The organism is Streptomyces sp. NPDC085932 (genome assembly GCF_044540525.1).
Classification (GTDB): domain Bacteria; phylum Actinomycetota; class Actinomycetes; order Streptomycetales; family Streptomycetaceae; genus Streptomyces; species Streptomyces levis.
The window spans coordinates 1,798,887-1,813,320 of sequence record NZ_JBITSJ010000001.1 but is presented as its reverse complement, the minus strand read 5'-3'; the positions used below and the strand labels follow the sequence as shown (position 1 = coordinate 1,813,320).

Below are 14,434 nucleotides of genomic sequence, written 5' to 3'. Positions count from 1 at the left end.
AGGCCGCTCCCACACGGACACGCACGCGTATATCCCCTCGTCGCGTACCTAACCCTCATGGCACGCCGTCCCCCGGCGGCGTGCGGGGAACGCGGGGGAACGGGCGGGTGAGGGGGCCTTGTCCGACGGCCCCGCCCGTCAGCCGCGGTGGGCGGCGATGAGCCGCCGGTACCAGTGGTAGCTGTCCTTGGGGGTGCGCCGCTGGGTGGCGTAGTCGACGCGGACGATCCCGAACCGCTTGCCGTAGCCGAAGGCCCACTCGAAGTTGTCCAGCAGCGACCACACGTAGTAGCCGCGCACGTCCACGCCCGCGTCCATCGCCGCCTTCAGTGCGGCGAGGTGGTCGCGCAGGTACGCCACCCGGTCCGCGTCGTGCACCGCCCCGTCGGCGGCGACCGTGTCGTCCTCCGCCGAGCCGTTCTCGGTGATGTGCAGGGGCGGCAGCGCGTCGCCGTACCGCCCCCTGAGCCGGACCAGCAGGTCCGTGAAGGACTCCGGCACCACGGGCCACCCCATCGCGGTGTACCGCACGCCGGGGAACCGCACCTCCTCGTAGCGGTTGTCCGTCGCCGTCCGGCGTGCCGGGTCGGCCTCGCGGTGGGGGGCGTCGGCGACCACGATCGGCCGGTAGTAGTTGATGCCGAGGAAGTCCAGCGGCCGGGAGATCAGCTCCAGGTCGCCGTCCCGCCGGAAGTCCTGGCCGGTGATCAGCTCGCCCCAGGTCTCCTCCTCCGTGGCCGGGTAGCGGCCGGCGAGGATCGGCTCGGTCCACACCAGGTTGTGCTGGGTGTCCGCACGGACGACGGCCGCGAGATCCGCCTCGGAGCCGGTGGCGGGCAGGTTGTGGTCCAGGTTGAGCGTGATGCCGACCTCGCGCACCGCGGCCGCGCGCAGGGCCTGAACGGCGAGGCCGTGGCCGACCAGCAGGTGGTGGGCGGCGGCCAGCGCGCCCCTCCCCTCGCGCGCGCCGGGCGCGTGCCGACCGACGGAGTAGCCGAGGAAGGCGCTGCACCACGGCTCGTTGAGGGTGATCCAGCGCGGCACCCGGTCCCCCAGGTGCTCGGCGACGACGGCCGTGTACTCGGCGAACCGCTCGGCGGTCTCGCGCACGCGCCAGCCGCCCCGGTCCTCCAGGGCTTGCGGCAGGTCCCAGTGGTAGAGGGTGGCAGCCGGCTCGATCCCGGCCGCGAGCAGCTCGTCCACCAGCCGTGAGTAGAAGTCCAGGCCCTTGGGGTTCACCGGGCCGGTGCCGTCCGGCACGACGCGCGGCCAGGCGATCGAGAAGCGGTACGTGTCCACGCCCAGGTCCCGCAGCAGCGCCACGTCCTCCGGGTGGCGGTGGTAGTGGTCGCAGGCGACGTCACCCGTGTCGCCGTTCGCCGTCCTGCCGGGGGTGTGGCTGTAGGTGTCCCAGATGGACGGGCCGCGGCCGTCCTCGCGGGCCGCGCCCTCGATCTGGTACGCGGCGGTCGCGGCGCCGAAGACGAAGCCGGGCGGGAAGGAGGGAAGGTCGGTCATGCGGGAAGAGCTCGATTCCTGTTCAGCGGGGATCACTTGACGGAACCGCCGGTGATGCCGGCGGCGATGTACTTCTGGGCGAGGACGAGCAGGATCGCCGCCGGGACCGCGGACAGCACGGACGCGGCCATCACCGAGCCCCAGTCGCCGACGTGCGCGCCGATGTACTGGTAGATGCCCAGCGTGACGGGTTTGACGTCGTCGGTGGTGTTCAGGGTGAGGGCGAACATGAAGTCACTCCAGGAGAACAGGAACGCGAACAGCCCTGACGTGATCAGCGAGTTGCGGCTCATCGGCAGCACCACCGTGAGGAACGTGCGCAGCGGTCCGGCCCCGTCCATCTGCGCGGCCTCGATCACCTCGCCGGGGAGCGACACCATGAACGAGCGCATCAGCACGATGGAGAACGGGATGCCGAGGGAGGCGTCCGCCAGCATCAGACCGAAGTAGGAGTTGACCAGACCGAGGTCGACATACGAGGTGTACAGCGCGTTGGCGATGACGATGCCCGGCACCATCTGGGTGATGAGCGTGCCGAACACGATGGTCTTCGAGCCGCGCAGCCCGAACCGCGCCAGCCCGTACGCCGCGGGCGCCGCGATCGCCAGGCAGATCAGGACCGCCCCGAGGGACACCGCCAGCGAGGTCAGCAGGTTGCCGCCCTGGTCGCCGAGGGCCTTGGAGAAGCCGGACAGATCCAGGCCGTCCGGGACGGGGGCGACCTCCAGCAGGCCCGAGGCGGGCTGGAGCGCGGTGTTGAGCATCCAGTACAGCGGGAAGAGCATCACACAGAGGATCAGCACGCCGGCGACGGTGGAGCTCCAGCGGCGCCGTGCGGCGGCGGTCGTGTGGGAGGCCATGGACGTCACTTCCCCTCGGTGCGGTTGGCCCGCAGGTAGAACACCGCGAACACCGCGGAGATCATGATGAGTACGTTGCCGACGACCGCGCCCGCCCCGAAGTCCAGTTGCACGAAGGAGTTCTGGTAGGTGAGCGTGCCCAGGGTCTGGGTGGCGTCCGCCGGGCCGCCGTCGGTGAGGGCGAGGATCAGGTCGAGGATCTTGACCGTCGACATGAAGCCCAGGACCAGCACGACCGTGACGACCGGCTTGAGCATCGGCAGGGTCAGGGAGCGGAACGTCCGCCAGGCGGAGGCGCCGTCCAGGGAGGCCGCCTCGTACAGCTCCTTGGGGATCTCCTGGAGGCCGCCGTAGAGGATGACCATGTTGAACGGGATGCCGATCCAGATGTTGACCAGGATCACCGACAGCAGGGCCGTCTGCGGGTCGGTCAGCCAGGGTGTGTGACCGCCGATGCCGACGGTGTCCAGGAACGAGTTGAGCACGCCTGTGTCCTGGTCGAGGATGCGGCGCCAGACGATGCCGGACACCACCATGGGCACCAGCCAGGGCAGCAGGATCAGCGAGCGCAGCACCCCGTTGAGGGGGAAGCGGCGGCTGAAGAACACCGCGAGGGCCAGGCCGATGCAGAACTGGCCGAGCAGCGAGCCGGCGGTGAACACCAGGGTGTGCCAGAGCGCCTTGCCGAACAGGGCGTCCTGGAAGACGTGGGCCCAGTTGCCGGTGCCGTTGAACGGGGCCTCGCCGGTGAAGAACGTCTTCGGCGTGTAGTGCTGGAAGCTCATCACGACGTTGCGGACGAGCGGGTAGCCGAAGAACAGCAGCATGAAGACGACCGCGGGGGCGACGAATCCCCACTGGGCGATCCGGCGCCGGCGGCGCAGCCGGGACGGGCCCGGTGCGGCGGCCGCCTTCGGTGTCCGGCCGGCGGCCGGGGCGGTGACGGTGGACGTGGTCATGTGCGCGTACCTCAGTTCCCGCTCGTCGCCCGCTGCTGGGCGCGCCGCAGTGCGGCCTCGCTGGACTGCCCGGTCAGGGCGGACTGGAAGGCGCTCTGCAGGGCGAGCGACGCGCTCGGCCAGCCGGCACCGAGCTTCGCGGTCCGCGACCGGGCGGCGGCCACCTGGTCGGCCAACGCGTCCAGTTCGGGCACCCGCTCGCGCCACACGGCGGCGGCCCTGGCGTTGGCGGGCACCATCCAGCTGTTGAGCGCGTAGGTGAGTTGCTCCTTCTCACCGGCCAGACAGGCCACGATCCGGCCGGCCGTCTTCTCCCGTGTCTCGTCACCGGTGTCGGGCACGGTGAGCACGGCTCCGCCGAGCGGGCCGACCGAGTCCGCGCCGGGCTCGGGCACCGGGATGTGCGCGATGCCCCAGCGCAGCGACTTCTTGGTGTTGAGCGTCTCCACCTGCCACGGCCCGTTGATCATCATCGCCGCGTTGCCGGCCATGAACTGGTCGTTGACGTCCGCCTGTGTCCAGTTGACGGTGGACTTCGACAGGGAGCCGTCCGCCAGCAGGTCCTTCCAGTAGTCCAGCGCCTCGACGACCCGGGGGCCGTCCAGCTTCGTCTCGTCGCCGCCGTTGGACCACATGAAAGGCGTGAACTGGAAGACGCCGTCCTCGGCGCCGCCCGCGCTGAGGGCGAGGCCGTAGCGCTTGCCCTGGGTGAGCTTTTTCGCCGCCTGCCGCAGTTCCGCCCAGGTGGTGGGCACCTCGACGCCGGCCTGGTCGAGGACGTCCTTGTCGTAGAAGAGCGCGAGGGTGTTCACGGACCGCGCGGCGCCGTAGTAGGTGCCCTTGTAGGAGCCGAAGTCGACGATGCCCTCGGGGACGGCCTCGGTGCTCAGTCCGAGGGTCCTGAGGTCGACGAGACCTCCGGCCTCGGCGAAGGTCGGCATCTCGGAGGCGTCGAACTGGACGATGTCCGGGAGCGACCTGGAGGACGCCATGCGCAGCGCCTTGGTCATCACCTGGGCCGCAGGGACGCTCTGCTGCTCGATGGTGACGCCCAGCCGCTCGCCGCACCGGGCCATCGCCTGGGCGTCCCACCGGTGGTACGACTCGTCGGTCGAGGAGTTCATCACGGTGTACACACCGGGGTCGCGTTGCTGTCCGCAGCCCGTGAGCGCCGTCCCGGCGACCAGGGCGGTGACGGCGGCGAGCGAGGTGACGGCCCTGCGGGGCCGCCCACACCTCGGGAGTTGAAGCGCTTCGACGACGTACGGCTCTTGCTGTGGCACTGCCGGCTCCTTCGCCGGTCGGTTTTGTTTGATGCCATGACTAATACGCCACGGTCCCGGCCGCGCGCTAGCCCTCAGCGGCCCCGTCTCGTCCGAGGCGGTCCGTCCGCATCCCGCACGGAGCAGCGATCATCGCTGCTCAGAGTAGGAAAAACCTCGACGAGACCCCTGGTGGACGCGGTCGTTGTGTGTACGATCAACCTGCATGCGAGACGCCCGCCCTCCCATCCGACCGCCCTCGCCCCCACCCAAGGAAGATCATGAAGTTCACCGACGGCTTCTGGCTCGTCCGCGACGGTGTGCAGCTCTCCTACGCCACAGAGGTCCGTGACGTACGCGTCGAATCGAAGCGCTTCACCACGTACGCCTCGGTCAAACGCGTCACGCGCAGGGGCGACACCCTGAACGCGCCGCTGCTCACGGCCGAATGCTTCTCCCCCGCCGAGGGCGTGATCGGCGTCCGGGTCACCCATCACGCCGGCAAGCGCCACCCGGGCCCGGACTTCGCGCTCACGGGCGCGGACGACGGGGCGGGCGAGGTGCGCCAGGAGGGCCCTGTCACGGAGCTGACCAGCGGCCCTCTCACCCTGCGCCTGGACCGGTCCGGGCCCTTCACCCTGTCCTTCCGCGACGCCGGAGGGCGGGAGCTGACCCGGGCCGACGCCAAGAGCGCCGCCTTCGCCACCACCGGCAACGGCGCCCACCACATGCTCGGCCGGCTGTCCCTCGGCGTCGGAGAGCACATCTACGGGCTCGGCGAGCGCTTCACCCCGTTCGTCAAGAACGGCCAGGTCGTCGACGTGTGGCAGGCGGACGGCGGCACCAGCAGCGAGCAGGCGTACAAGAACATCCCCTTCTACCTCTCCTCACGCGGCTACGGCGTCTTCGTCAACCACCCCGGCAAGGTGTCCTTCGAGATCGGCTCCGAGTCGGTCGGGCAGGTGCAGTTCAGCGTCGAGGACCAGTCGCTGGAGTACTACGTCGTCGCCGGGCCCACCCCCCAGGACGTCCTGTCCCGCTACACGGCCCTCACCGGCCGCCCCGCCCTGCCGCCTGCCTGGTCGTTCGGCCTGTGGCTGAGCACCTCGTTCACCACCGACTACGACGAGGCGACCGTGACGTCGTTCGTGGACGGCATGGCCGAGCGCGGCATCCCGCTGTCCGTCTTCCACTTCGACTGCTTCTGGATGCGCGAGTACCAGTGGTGCGACTTCGCGTGGGACCCGGACGTCTTCCCCGACCCGGAGGGAATGCTCGCCCGGCTGAAGGAGAAGGGCCTCAGGGTCAGCGTCTGGATCAACCCCTACATCGCCCAGAAGTCCCCGCTGTTCGAGGAGGCCGCGACCCTCGGGCACCTGGTCCGCCGCCCGGACGGCGACATCTGGCAGTGGGACCTGTGGCAGGCCGGCATGGGCCTGGTCGACTTCACCAGCCCCGAGGCCCGCGCCTGGTTCCAGTCGAAGCTGAAGCCGCTGCTCGACCAGGGCGTGGACTGCTTCAAGACCGACTTCGGCGAGCGCATCCCGACCGACGTCGTCTGGCACGACGGCTCCGACCCGCAGCGGATGCACAACTACTACAGCCACCTGTACAACCGGACCGTCTTCGAGCTGCTGGAGAAGGAGCGCGGCCAGGGCGAAGCCGTGGTGTTCGCCCGGTCGGCGACCGCGGGCGGCCAGCAGTTCCCCGTGCACTGGGGCGGCGACTGCTGGTCCTCCTTCGAGGCCATGGCCGAGTCGCTGCGCGGCGGTCTGTCCCTGTCGCTGAGCGGTTTCGGCTTCTGGAGCCATGACATCGGCGGCTTCGAGGGCACCCCCGACCCGTCCGTCTTCAAGCGCTGGCTCGCCTTCGGGCTGCTCTCCTCGCACAGCCGCCTGCACGGCTCGTCGTCCTACCGGGTGCCGTGGGAGTTCGGCGAGGAGGCCGTGGACGTCGCCCGCCGCTTCACCCTGCTCAAGCACCGGTTGATGCCCTACCTGTACGGCGCCGCCGCCGAGGCCCACCGCACCGGCGTGCCGATGATGCGGCCGATGGTCCTGGAGTTCCCCGCCGACCCGGCCTGCCGCCCGCTGGACCGCCAGTACATGCTCGGCCCCGACCTGCTGGTCGCGCCCGTGTTCGCCGAGGACGGGGAGGTGGAGGTCTACCTCCCCGCGGGCACCTGGACCCACCTCATCACCGGCGAGCGCGTCACCGGCCCGGCCTGGCGCACGGAACGGCACGGTTACGACAGTCTCCCGCTGTACGTCCGTGAGGGTGCCGTGCTGCCGCTGGCCGCGGACGACCGGCGGCCCGACGGGGACTGGCTGGACCGCCCGACGCTGCTCGTCCACCCGTCTGCCGCACCGGCGTTCACCGCGGAGGTCACCGTGCCGGACCTGACCGGTGAGCCGGCGGCGACGTTCCGGGTACACCGCGACGGCGACGTCCTGCGGGTCACCGCCGTGGGCACGGACCGGCCGTTCACCGTCCGGGTCGCCGGCGGGGCGAGCGCGGAGGGCGCCGGCGAGGTCACGGTGCCGGTCGGGTGACGGCGAGGGCGGGCGTGGCCGGGGTGGGGCGGGACCGGGGAGGGTTCGGGGTGTAAGCCGCCTGGTGTCCTTCCGGCGCAGGGCATGAGCGCCTCGGACCCCGCCGGGTGGGGCGTGGACCGGTTCACGCCCCGCCGGCGTCGGGTGCCAGGTCGTCGGCCGGCTGCCGTTCCCGCCCGCCCGGGTGACGGTGCCGCCAGGTCCAGAACACCGCGCAGGACACCAGCGCCCAGCCGGTCAGCACCAGGAACGGGAAGGCGTGCTGGTGCCGGGCGAAGTACACCGCCGTGTGCTGGGCGTTGACCGAGGCGCCGGGCGGCAACCACCGTCCGATGACGCCCAGCGCCGACGGCAGCAGCGGCCAGGAGACCGCGCCGCCCGAGGAGGGGTTGCCCAGCAGGACCATCACGCCCCAGGTCGGCAGCATCGCCCAGCGGCCCACCAGGGTGTTGAACATGGTGAAGGTCATCCCGCCGGCGAACATCGTGAGCGCCAGGATCAGCCACGACTCCACGAACGGCAGGTCGAGCGCGCCGAGCAGCCAGTCCACGGCCGCGGCGATGGCGAAGCCGCCGAGCAGCGCGTAGGCGGCGGTGAAGGCGATCCGCTCCAGCGGGGTGAGCGCCCGCGCGTGCACGCTGAGCTGGATCGCGCCGACGAAGCCGATGATGACCGCGGCGAGCGAGATGTAGAAGATCGCCAGCCCTCGCGGGTCGCCGTCCTGGAGCGGATTGACGTCCCGGACGGTCACCGACACCCCGACCGCCCGCCCCACCGCGGGGGCAGCCTGCTCCAGCAGCTCCGCCACCGAGGCGCCGGAGGCCGACGACACGTCCAGCAGCACGTTCCGCCCGTCGTCGGGCAGTTCGAAGACCGCGAAGACGCGTTGCTCCTCGACGGCCTCCAGCGCTGCCTCCCGCGAGTCGTAGACGCGGGTGCGCATCGAGGAGTTGAGCGCCTTGCCCAGCCCCGCGAGGAACGCCCGGCCCCGCTCCTCCTGGTAGGACCCGACGACGGCCGTCGGGAGCTGGTGCGGGGCCGGATCGGCCATGGTGTACGTGTACGACCAGGCGAACAGCCCGGCTGCCGCGGCCAGGATGAGCACCAGCACGCTCGCCGGCCACCACGGCGTCCGGCGGAACCGGGCCCAGCGGCCCCCTGCCGCCGCGGGTGCGTCCTGGCCGTCACCGGCCGCCTCGGGATCGTCGTGCACGTTCGCCCGTCCTCGGTCGTGCGGAGCACGGTCCGCCCTGACCGGTCGTCAGCGCGGTTCGGCGTCCTGAACTCTGCGTCCATGGTCACGCGGCGGGTGCAGCCGCCCGCTCACCAACACCTGGCCGGTCGGGTGAACCACCGCTCAGCCGGGCCACCCCGGCAGGAAAGTCCTCGGCATTCCGCATTTCGCGAACGCCACCGAGTTCCTACGCGTCTATCAAGGAGGGCGGCCGGGGCCTGAATCGAGCGGAGGCCGGAATGCGCCATACCTCCGGAAGCGCCAGGAACGGTACCGTGAGTACTGTACGGTTTATCGTACAAGGTACGACTAGCGGCTGCTGTGAAGCTCTGCCTCCATGACAGTCTCTAGGCAGTCGTCTGTTCACCCGCGAACAAGGAGGAGGAGCGACTAATTCCGGTCGCGGAATTGTCCAACGGGGGTCGCTGAACGATTGATTCCGGTCTCGGAGTGTCCAGCGGAATAGTCAACGAGGTGTTATCACGATCGCTCACTGACGACGAATCACTCCGTCCACCAGCCTGACCAGCTGGTTTCTCCGGGAGGTGGCATGGCGCGGTGTCGTGGCCCGCGCGGTCGCCCGGCCCGGTTCTTCTGCGCACGTCACCGTGGGTGGCGCTCGCAGCGTGGTCGCAGCCGCATCGTTGAGCAGGACTGACTCGATCCACAGCCGCTGCACTCACTGTGAGGAGTTCTCCATGCAAGCGTTAGGTGTTCTCGTCGTGGACCAGCACCCGGTGGTCCGGTACGCGCTCTCGTCGCTCCTGGAGGCGAGAGGCGCCTGGACCGCCGAAGCCGCCGCCAGCGACGAGGCGTGGAACACGATCAAGAGGTCGCGACCGGGCGTCGTCGTACTGGAACTCAACCTCGACGACGGAACCACCGGTATCGATCTGTGCCAGCAGGTGAAGGCGATGGACGACGCCCCCCGTGTCGTGGTGTTCACCGGTGACGCCTCACCCAGTGCGGTCGTCGCCGCGATAGCGGCGGGGGCGGACAGCTTTCTGCACAAGAGCGTCGGCAGCGCCGAACTCGTGGACGCCGTCGAACGCACCCACGGCGGCCAGCGCATGTGGATGCTCGGCAAGAGCGACCGCCGTGACATCGATATCCGCAGCGTCACCTCGGACGTGCTGCCCGCCATCACCCGTCGCGAGGAGCAGGTGCTCAGCCTGGTACTGCGCCGTTACACCAACGAGGAGATCGCCGACGAGCTGTCCCTCGCCCCGCAGACCATCAAGAACCAGGTCAGCAGCGCGCTGCGCAAGCTGGGCGTCAGCGGCCGCCGCGAACTGTTCCGCAAGTACTCCCGTCAGCCCGGCGTGGCCACCGCCGCCAGAAGCTGACCAGCCCACCGGCCGGCCTTCCACCTCACCGCCGCGTCCCCGGATCCCCCTGCGCGCCCCCCGAGCCCTGCCGGACGAACGCACGTGCTCCGGCACGCGCGTCGGAGGAGTCGAGGATGCCGGAGAGTTCCTCGCGGTGCGCGCGGTAGGCGTCGACGAAATCCCCGTCGCGCACGCGGGCCAGGACGCGCTTGCTCGCGAGCACCGCCTGATCCGCGTGCGCGGCGATGCGTTCCCCCAGCGCGCAGGCCGCCGAAAGCGCTGTCCCCGGCTCGACCACGTGGTTGACGAGGCCGAGCGTGTAGGCCCGCCAGGCGTCGATCGGGTCGCCGGTCAGCGCCATCTCCATCGCCACGGCCGGGGGGATGGCTCGCGGCAGCCGCAGCAGTCCGCCGGCCGCCGCCACCAGGCCCCGGCGCACCTCCGGCAGCCCGAACGTGGCGTCGTCCGCCGCCACCACCAGGTCACAGGCCAGCACCATCTCGAAGCCGCCCCCGACCGCCGCGCCCTCCACGGCGGCGATCAGCGGCTTGGCCGGCGGCCGTTCGGTCAGACCGCCGAAGCCGCGCCCCGGCCATGACGCGCGTTCGCCTCGCGCGAAGGCCGCGAGGTCCATTCCGGAGCAGAACGCCGGCGGCGTGCCCGTCACGACACCCACCCGCAACTCCCGTTCGCGGTCGAGCCGTTCGAAGGCGCCGGCCAGCTGCTCGGCCATCCTGCGGGTCAGGGCGTTGCGCACCCGCGGGCGGTTGAGCCGGACGACCAGCAGGGGGCCGCGCTCGTCGACGATCACGTCCGGTTCGTTCGCTGACTCTGCGGACACGCGCTCCGACCACCTTCGCTCGGCGTACCAGGCTGAGGACTTGCCAGCGTAGTGAGACCCGGGCCGGTGCCCCACGCCCCGGGAGTACTCGTCCCGAGGCCTGTTGAGTACCGCCGATGCCTGTACGGGCCGCACGCCCGCGCGTGCAATGCCTACCTGGGGAGGGGAGCCCTCCCGGGCCACCGACGAAGGAGAGGGTCGCCGTGGACGCGTTGACGGAGGCACTGCTGGCGGGCGAGCCGGCCGGCGAGTGGGCGGGACTGGCGCCGCCCCGCGAGTACGTGGCGGCACACCTGCGCGCGGAGGACGCCGAGCAGGCCGGCGGCGGAACGGAGGGACAGGAGCGCGACGTCCGCGGCACCATCCGGGTCGGACCCGTGCCCCTGCCCGAACTGGCCCCGGACGAGGTCCTGGTGGCCGTCATGGCGAGTTCCATCAACTACAACACCGTGTGGTCCGCGACCTTCGCACCGGTGTCCACGTTCACCTTCCTGCGCCGTCTCGGCCGTCAGGGCGGCTTCGCCCGGCGGCACGACCGCCCGTACCACGTGATCGGTTCGGACGCCGCGGGTGTGGTCGTGCGCACCGGTGCCGGCGTGCGCCGGTGGTCGGCGGGCGACCACGTCGTCGTCAGCTGCGTACAGGTCGACGATCAGGAACCGGCCACCCACAACGACGGCATGCTCGGCGCCGAGCAGCGCATCTGGGGGTACGAGACGAACTTCGGCGGCCTCGCGCACTACGCCGTGGTCCGGGCCAGTCAGCTGCTGCCCAAGCCGGGCCATCTGACGTGGGAGGAGGCCGCGTCCGTGATGCTGACCGCCGCCACCTCCTACCGCATGCTCGTCTCCGACAAGGGAGCGCGCATCAAGCAGGGCGACATCGTGCTCATCTGGGGTGCGGCGGGCGGACTGGGCGCGTACGCCCTGCAGATGGTGAAGAACGCGGGAGGCATCGCCGTGGGCGTGGTCGGCTCGCCGCGCAAGGCCGCGGCGTTGCGGCGGCTCGGCTGCGACGTCGTCCTCGACCGCACCGCCCTCGCACTGGGCGACGGGGCCGTCCTCACACCGGAGGGGACCATCGAGGCGGGCAAGCGGCTCGGGCGGGCCATACGCGACGCCCTCGGGGAGGACCCGCACGTCGTCTTCGACTACGTGGGCAGGGCGACGTTCGGACTGTCCGTCTTCGTCGTCCGGCGCGGCGGCACCGTGGTCACCTGCGGCTCCAGCACCGGCTACGACCACCACTTCGACAACCGCTACCTGTGGATGAACCTCAAGCGCATCCTCGGCAGCCACGCCGCCAATCTGCAGGAGCAGTGGGAGTGCAACCGCCTGTTCCGGCTGGGCCGGCTCACTCCGGTGCTGTCCGAGGTGTACCCGCTGGACCAGGTCGGCGAGGCGGCGCGCCGGGTGCAGCGCAACGAACACGTCGGCAAGGTGGGCGTGTTGTGCCTCGCGCCCAAGCCCGGACTGGGCGTCACCGAACCGGAGCTGCGCCTCGCCCTGGATCCCGAGGGCCGTAACCCCTTCGCGCGTGACCCGGCGGACCGCCCCGCCGGGTGACGGGACCGTACGGCACCGGGGCCGGGAGCGGTGGCCACCGCTCCCGGCCCCGGCTGATTCGGGGACAGTGCTCCCGTCACTGCCTGCGGTAGACGGACACCGCGTCCCTGCTGTCGTAGTGGAACGGCTCCTTGCGCCAGCCGCCCCAGCGCTCCTCGAGTTCCAGGCCGCCCAGACGGGCCATCAGGTCCTGCTCGGACGGCCAGACGAACCGCATGGTCGCCGCGATGATCTTGTTGCCCTTCTCGCTCATGATGACGTCGGTGCGCTTGACGATCTGCGTGGTCGGGTCGATGTGGTTCATCTCGAACCAGGCGAGCCGCGGGTGCCCGGCCAGCCGGCCCGAGATCCGGAACGGCTCGGTCATCCCGTAGTCGTTCTGCCGGCCCCGCTGGTAGTACGTCATGTCCGGCACGATGTTCTGCACGACAAGCCGTCCGCCGGGCTTGAGGCGCCTGGCGCTGTTGGCCAGGCAGCGGGCCTGCTCGTCCTGGTCCGGCAGCACGAACAGGGTGGCGAGGGCGATGAAGACGACGTCGTACTCCTCCGGGACGTCGACGTCGGCGAAGTTCCCCTCGTACAACCGGATTTGGTCGCCGCCGTCCTTCTCCCTGAGCCTGTCCAGCATCTTCGGGGAGGCGTCGATGCCGCTCACCCGCACGCCGCGGCGCGCCAGCGGCAGTGCGACCCGGCCGGTGCCGATGCCCAGTTCCAGGGCGGTGCCGCCCTTGGCCAGGTCCGCGAGGAAGTCCGCGGCCTCCTCGGCGTCGTCACGGCTGTCGTCGGGCGTCCAGCTGTCCCAGATGTCGGCGTAGCGGTCCCACTCCGCCTTCGCCTCCTCCTGCCACTGCTTGCTGGTCTTGCGGCCGGTGGGCTGACCGGTCATGGTGTCACTCGCCTTCCGTGGTGAAGAGGTGGCCGGGGTCGTCGGTCAGGGGGCAGTGGCTCATCCCATGGCCCTGGCGAAACCGGACTCGGGCATCCGGCCCGCCTTCACGTCGCCGATCGCGCCGTCCAGCGCGCCGGCGATCTCGGCCACGTCGTCCTGGGTGACGACGAGGGGCGGCATCAGCATCAGGTTGGGTACCACGCGCAGGCTGGAGCTCAGCACGCCCCGGCTCTCCAGCGCCATGCGCAGCTTGTTCACCTGTCCCGGTGTCCACGCCGGTCCGTCGGGCTCGCCGAACTCCAGGCCGCAGAACAGCCCCAGGCACCGCACCGCGGTGAGTTCCGGGTGCTGCGCCTGCACTTTACCCAGGGCGGCGACGAGGTCGGACTCGCGCTGCCGGACGTTCTCCAGCACGCCGTCCTCGCTGAGGACGCCCATGACCGCGATCGCCGCGGCGGCGGCCACGGCGTGGCCGTCGTTGGTCGAGCCGACGCTCAGCGCGGTCTCGCCGGTGGTGCGGTCGTGGAGCTGCTCGTAGAGGCGGTCGTGGATGGCCACGGCGGACATGGGCACGTAGCCCGAGGTGATGCCCTTGCCCAGGGTGATGATGTCGGGCGTGACGTCGGGGAGCTGGCCTGCGCGGGTGAAGTCGCCGACCCGGCCCATGCCGGTGACTACCTCGTCGAAGACGAGGTGGATGTCGTGCCGCCGGCAGAACCGGGCCAGGGACCCGAGGTACTCGGGTGACAGGATGTGCCCGCCCTCCCCGACCACCGGCTCCACGATGACCGCGGTCACGCGCTCGGGACCGAAGTCGGTGATGTGCCGTTCCAGGTCGCTGACGCCGTCGCCGGCGCCGGGTGCGAACGGGCCCGGCGCGTGATGCACCTCGGGCAGCATGGGTCCGGTCTGGTGGTGCAGGTAGGGCACACCGGTCACCATGCCGGCGCCCGGTCCCTGACCGTGGAAGCCGTCCCACATGGCGAACACCGCCATGCGCTCGGGCTGTCCGGCCCGCAGCCGCAGGAAGCGGGAGAACTGGAGCGCCATTTCCACGGCCTGGGCGCCGTTGCTGGCGAACCGGACGTGGTTGATGCCGTCCGGGAGATGCCGCACCAGGGTCTGCGCGCACTCCACGGTCACCTGGGCCGGGCGGCCGTAGCCGTAGCTGTTGGCGAACGGCAGCCGGTCCACCTGCTGCTTGATGGCTTCCTTGACGCGCTCGTTGCCGTATCCGAGGGTCACGTTCCACAGCCCGGAACGGCCGTCGATGTACCAGCGTCCGCCCGCGTCGCGCACCCGGACGCCGTCGGCCTCGGCGAGCAGGTCGTCACGGGAGAGCGCTTTGAGGTAAGGGCGGGGAACGCCGCTGTTCCAGAGTGCGTAGTCGGCGGGGTCGATCACGTGTGATCCCTTTCTGTTCTTG

Annotated in this window: 11 protein-coding genes; 3 read left to right on the top strand and 8 right to left on the bottom strand. The window is 70.8% G+C overall.

All coding sequences use genetic code 11. The features are described from left to right. Positions 1–138 precede the first annotated feature (138 nt). From ACIGAQ_RS07785 to ACIGAQ_RS07770, 4 genes are read right to left on the bottom strand one after another with little or no spacing between them, the layout of a single operon-like run. Positions 139–1,518 (bottom strand): GH1 family beta-glucosidase, encoded by a 1,380-nt coding sequence (locus ACIGAQ_RS07785; protein ID WP_399779955.1) that lies wholly within the window; start codon positions 1,516–1,518, stop codon positions 139–141. A 32-nt stretch (positions 1,519–1,550) separates the two neighbouring features. Next, positions 1,551–2,378, bottom strand: coding sequence for a carbohydrate ABC transporter permease (locus ACIGAQ_RS07780; protein ID WP_399779952.1), 828 nt, complete (start codon positions 2,376–2,378; stop codon positions 1,551–1,553). A gap of 5 nt (positions 2,379–2,383) precedes the next feature. After that, positions 2,384–3,337 carry a carbohydrate ABC transporter permease gene (locus tag ACIGAQ_RS07775; RefSeq protein WP_399779949.1) on the bottom strand — a complete coding sequence of 318 codons (954 nt, stop codon included), beginning with the start codon at positions 3,335–3,337 and terminating at the stop codon, positions 2,384–2,386. A gap of 11 nt (positions 3,338–3,348) precedes the next feature. After that, positions 3,349–4,524 (bottom strand): ABC transporter substrate-binding protein, encoded by a 1,176-nt coding sequence (locus ACIGAQ_RS07770; RefSeq protein WP_399780709.1) that lies wholly within the window; start codon positions 4,522–4,524, stop codon positions 3,349–3,351. Between the two features lie 356 nt (positions 4,525–4,880). On the opposite strand from ACIGAQ_RS07770, the gene yicI reads away from it, so the two are divergent. Beyond that, positions 4,881–7,151, top strand: a complete 2,271-nt coding sequence (gene yicI, locus ACIGAQ_RS07765) for an alpha-xylosidase (RefSeq protein ID WP_399779946.1) — start codon at positions 4,881–4,883, stop codon at positions 7,149–7,151. 124 nt (positions 7,152–7,275) lie between these two features. Here the strand turns inward: yicI and ACIGAQ_RS07760 are convergent, their stop codons facing one another. After that, entirely contained in the window at positions 7,276–8,364 is a 1,089-nt protein-coding gene (locus ACIGAQ_RS07760; protein ID WP_399779944.1) for an ABC transporter permease, read from the bottom strand. 719 nt (positions 8,365–9,083) lie between these two features. Here ACIGAQ_RS07760 and ACIGAQ_RS07755 point away from each other — a divergent pair. After that, entirely contained in the window at positions 9,084–9,731 is a 648-nt protein-coding gene (locus tag ACIGAQ_RS07755; RefSeq protein ID WP_311687902.1) for a response regulator transcription factor, read from the top strand. 25 nt (positions 9,732–9,756) lie between these two features. Here ACIGAQ_RS07755 and ACIGAQ_RS07750 read toward each other — a convergent pair whose 3' ends face one another. Further along, positions 9,757–10,554, bottom strand: coding sequence for a crotonase/enoyl-CoA hydratase family protein (locus tag ACIGAQ_RS07750; RefSeq protein WP_362286037.1), 798 nt, complete (start codon positions 10,552–10,554; stop codon positions 9,757–9,759). 203 nt (positions 10,555–10,757) lie between these two features. Between ACIGAQ_RS07750 and ccrA the strand changes: the two genes are divergently transcribed. Beyond that, on the top strand, positions 10,758–12,119 hold the full coding sequence (gene ccrA, locus ACIGAQ_RS07745; protein ID WP_399779939.1) for a crotonyl-CoA carboxylase/reductase: 1,362 nt from the start codon (positions 10,758–10,760) through the stop codon (positions 12,117–12,119). A gap of 76 nt (positions 12,120–12,195) precedes the next feature. Here the strand turns inward: ccrA and ACIGAQ_RS07740 are convergent, their stop codons facing one another. Then, complete coding sequence (locus ACIGAQ_RS07740) at positions 12,196–13,005, bottom strand: class I SAM-dependent methyltransferase (RefSeq protein WP_311687905.1); 810 nt, start codon at positions 13,003–13,005, stop codon at positions 12,196–12,198. Between the two features lie 60 nt (positions 13,006–13,065). Next, a complete protein-coding gene (locus ACIGAQ_RS07735) occupies positions 13,066–14,412 on the bottom strand; it encodes an aspartate aminotransferase family protein (RefSeq protein ID WP_399779935.1) in 1,347 nt (448 codons plus the stop codon). Positions 14,413–14,434 lie beyond the last annotated feature (22 nt).

Excerpts from the sequence above, each read along its gene's own strand:
- ACIGAQ_RS07740 (WP_311687905.1), bottom strand. The coding sequence starts at position 13,005 with ATGACCGGTCAGCCCACCGGCCGCAAGACCAGCAAGCAGTGGCAGGAG.
- ACIGAQ_RS07780 (WP_399779952.1), bottom strand. The coding sequence starts at position 2,378 with ATGGCCTCCCACACGACCGCCGCCGCACGGCGCCGCTGGAGCTCCACC.
- ACIGAQ_RS07755 (WP_311687902.1), top strand. The coding sequence starts at position 9,084 with ATGCAAGCGTTAGGTGTTCTCGTCGTGGACCAGCACCCGGTGGTCCGG.
- ACIGAQ_RS07775 (WP_399779949.1), bottom strand. The coding sequence starts at position 3,337 with ATGACCACGTCCACCGTCACCGCCCCGGCCGCCGGCCGGACACCGAAG.
- yicI (WP_399779946.1), top strand. The coding sequence starts at position 4,881 with ATGAAGTTCACCGACGGCTTCTGGCTCGTCCGCGACGGTGTGCAGCTC.
- ACIGAQ_RS07785 (WP_399779955.1), bottom strand. The coding sequence starts at position 1,518 with ATGACCGACCTTCCCTCCTTCCCGCCCGGCTTCGTCTTCGGCGCCGCG.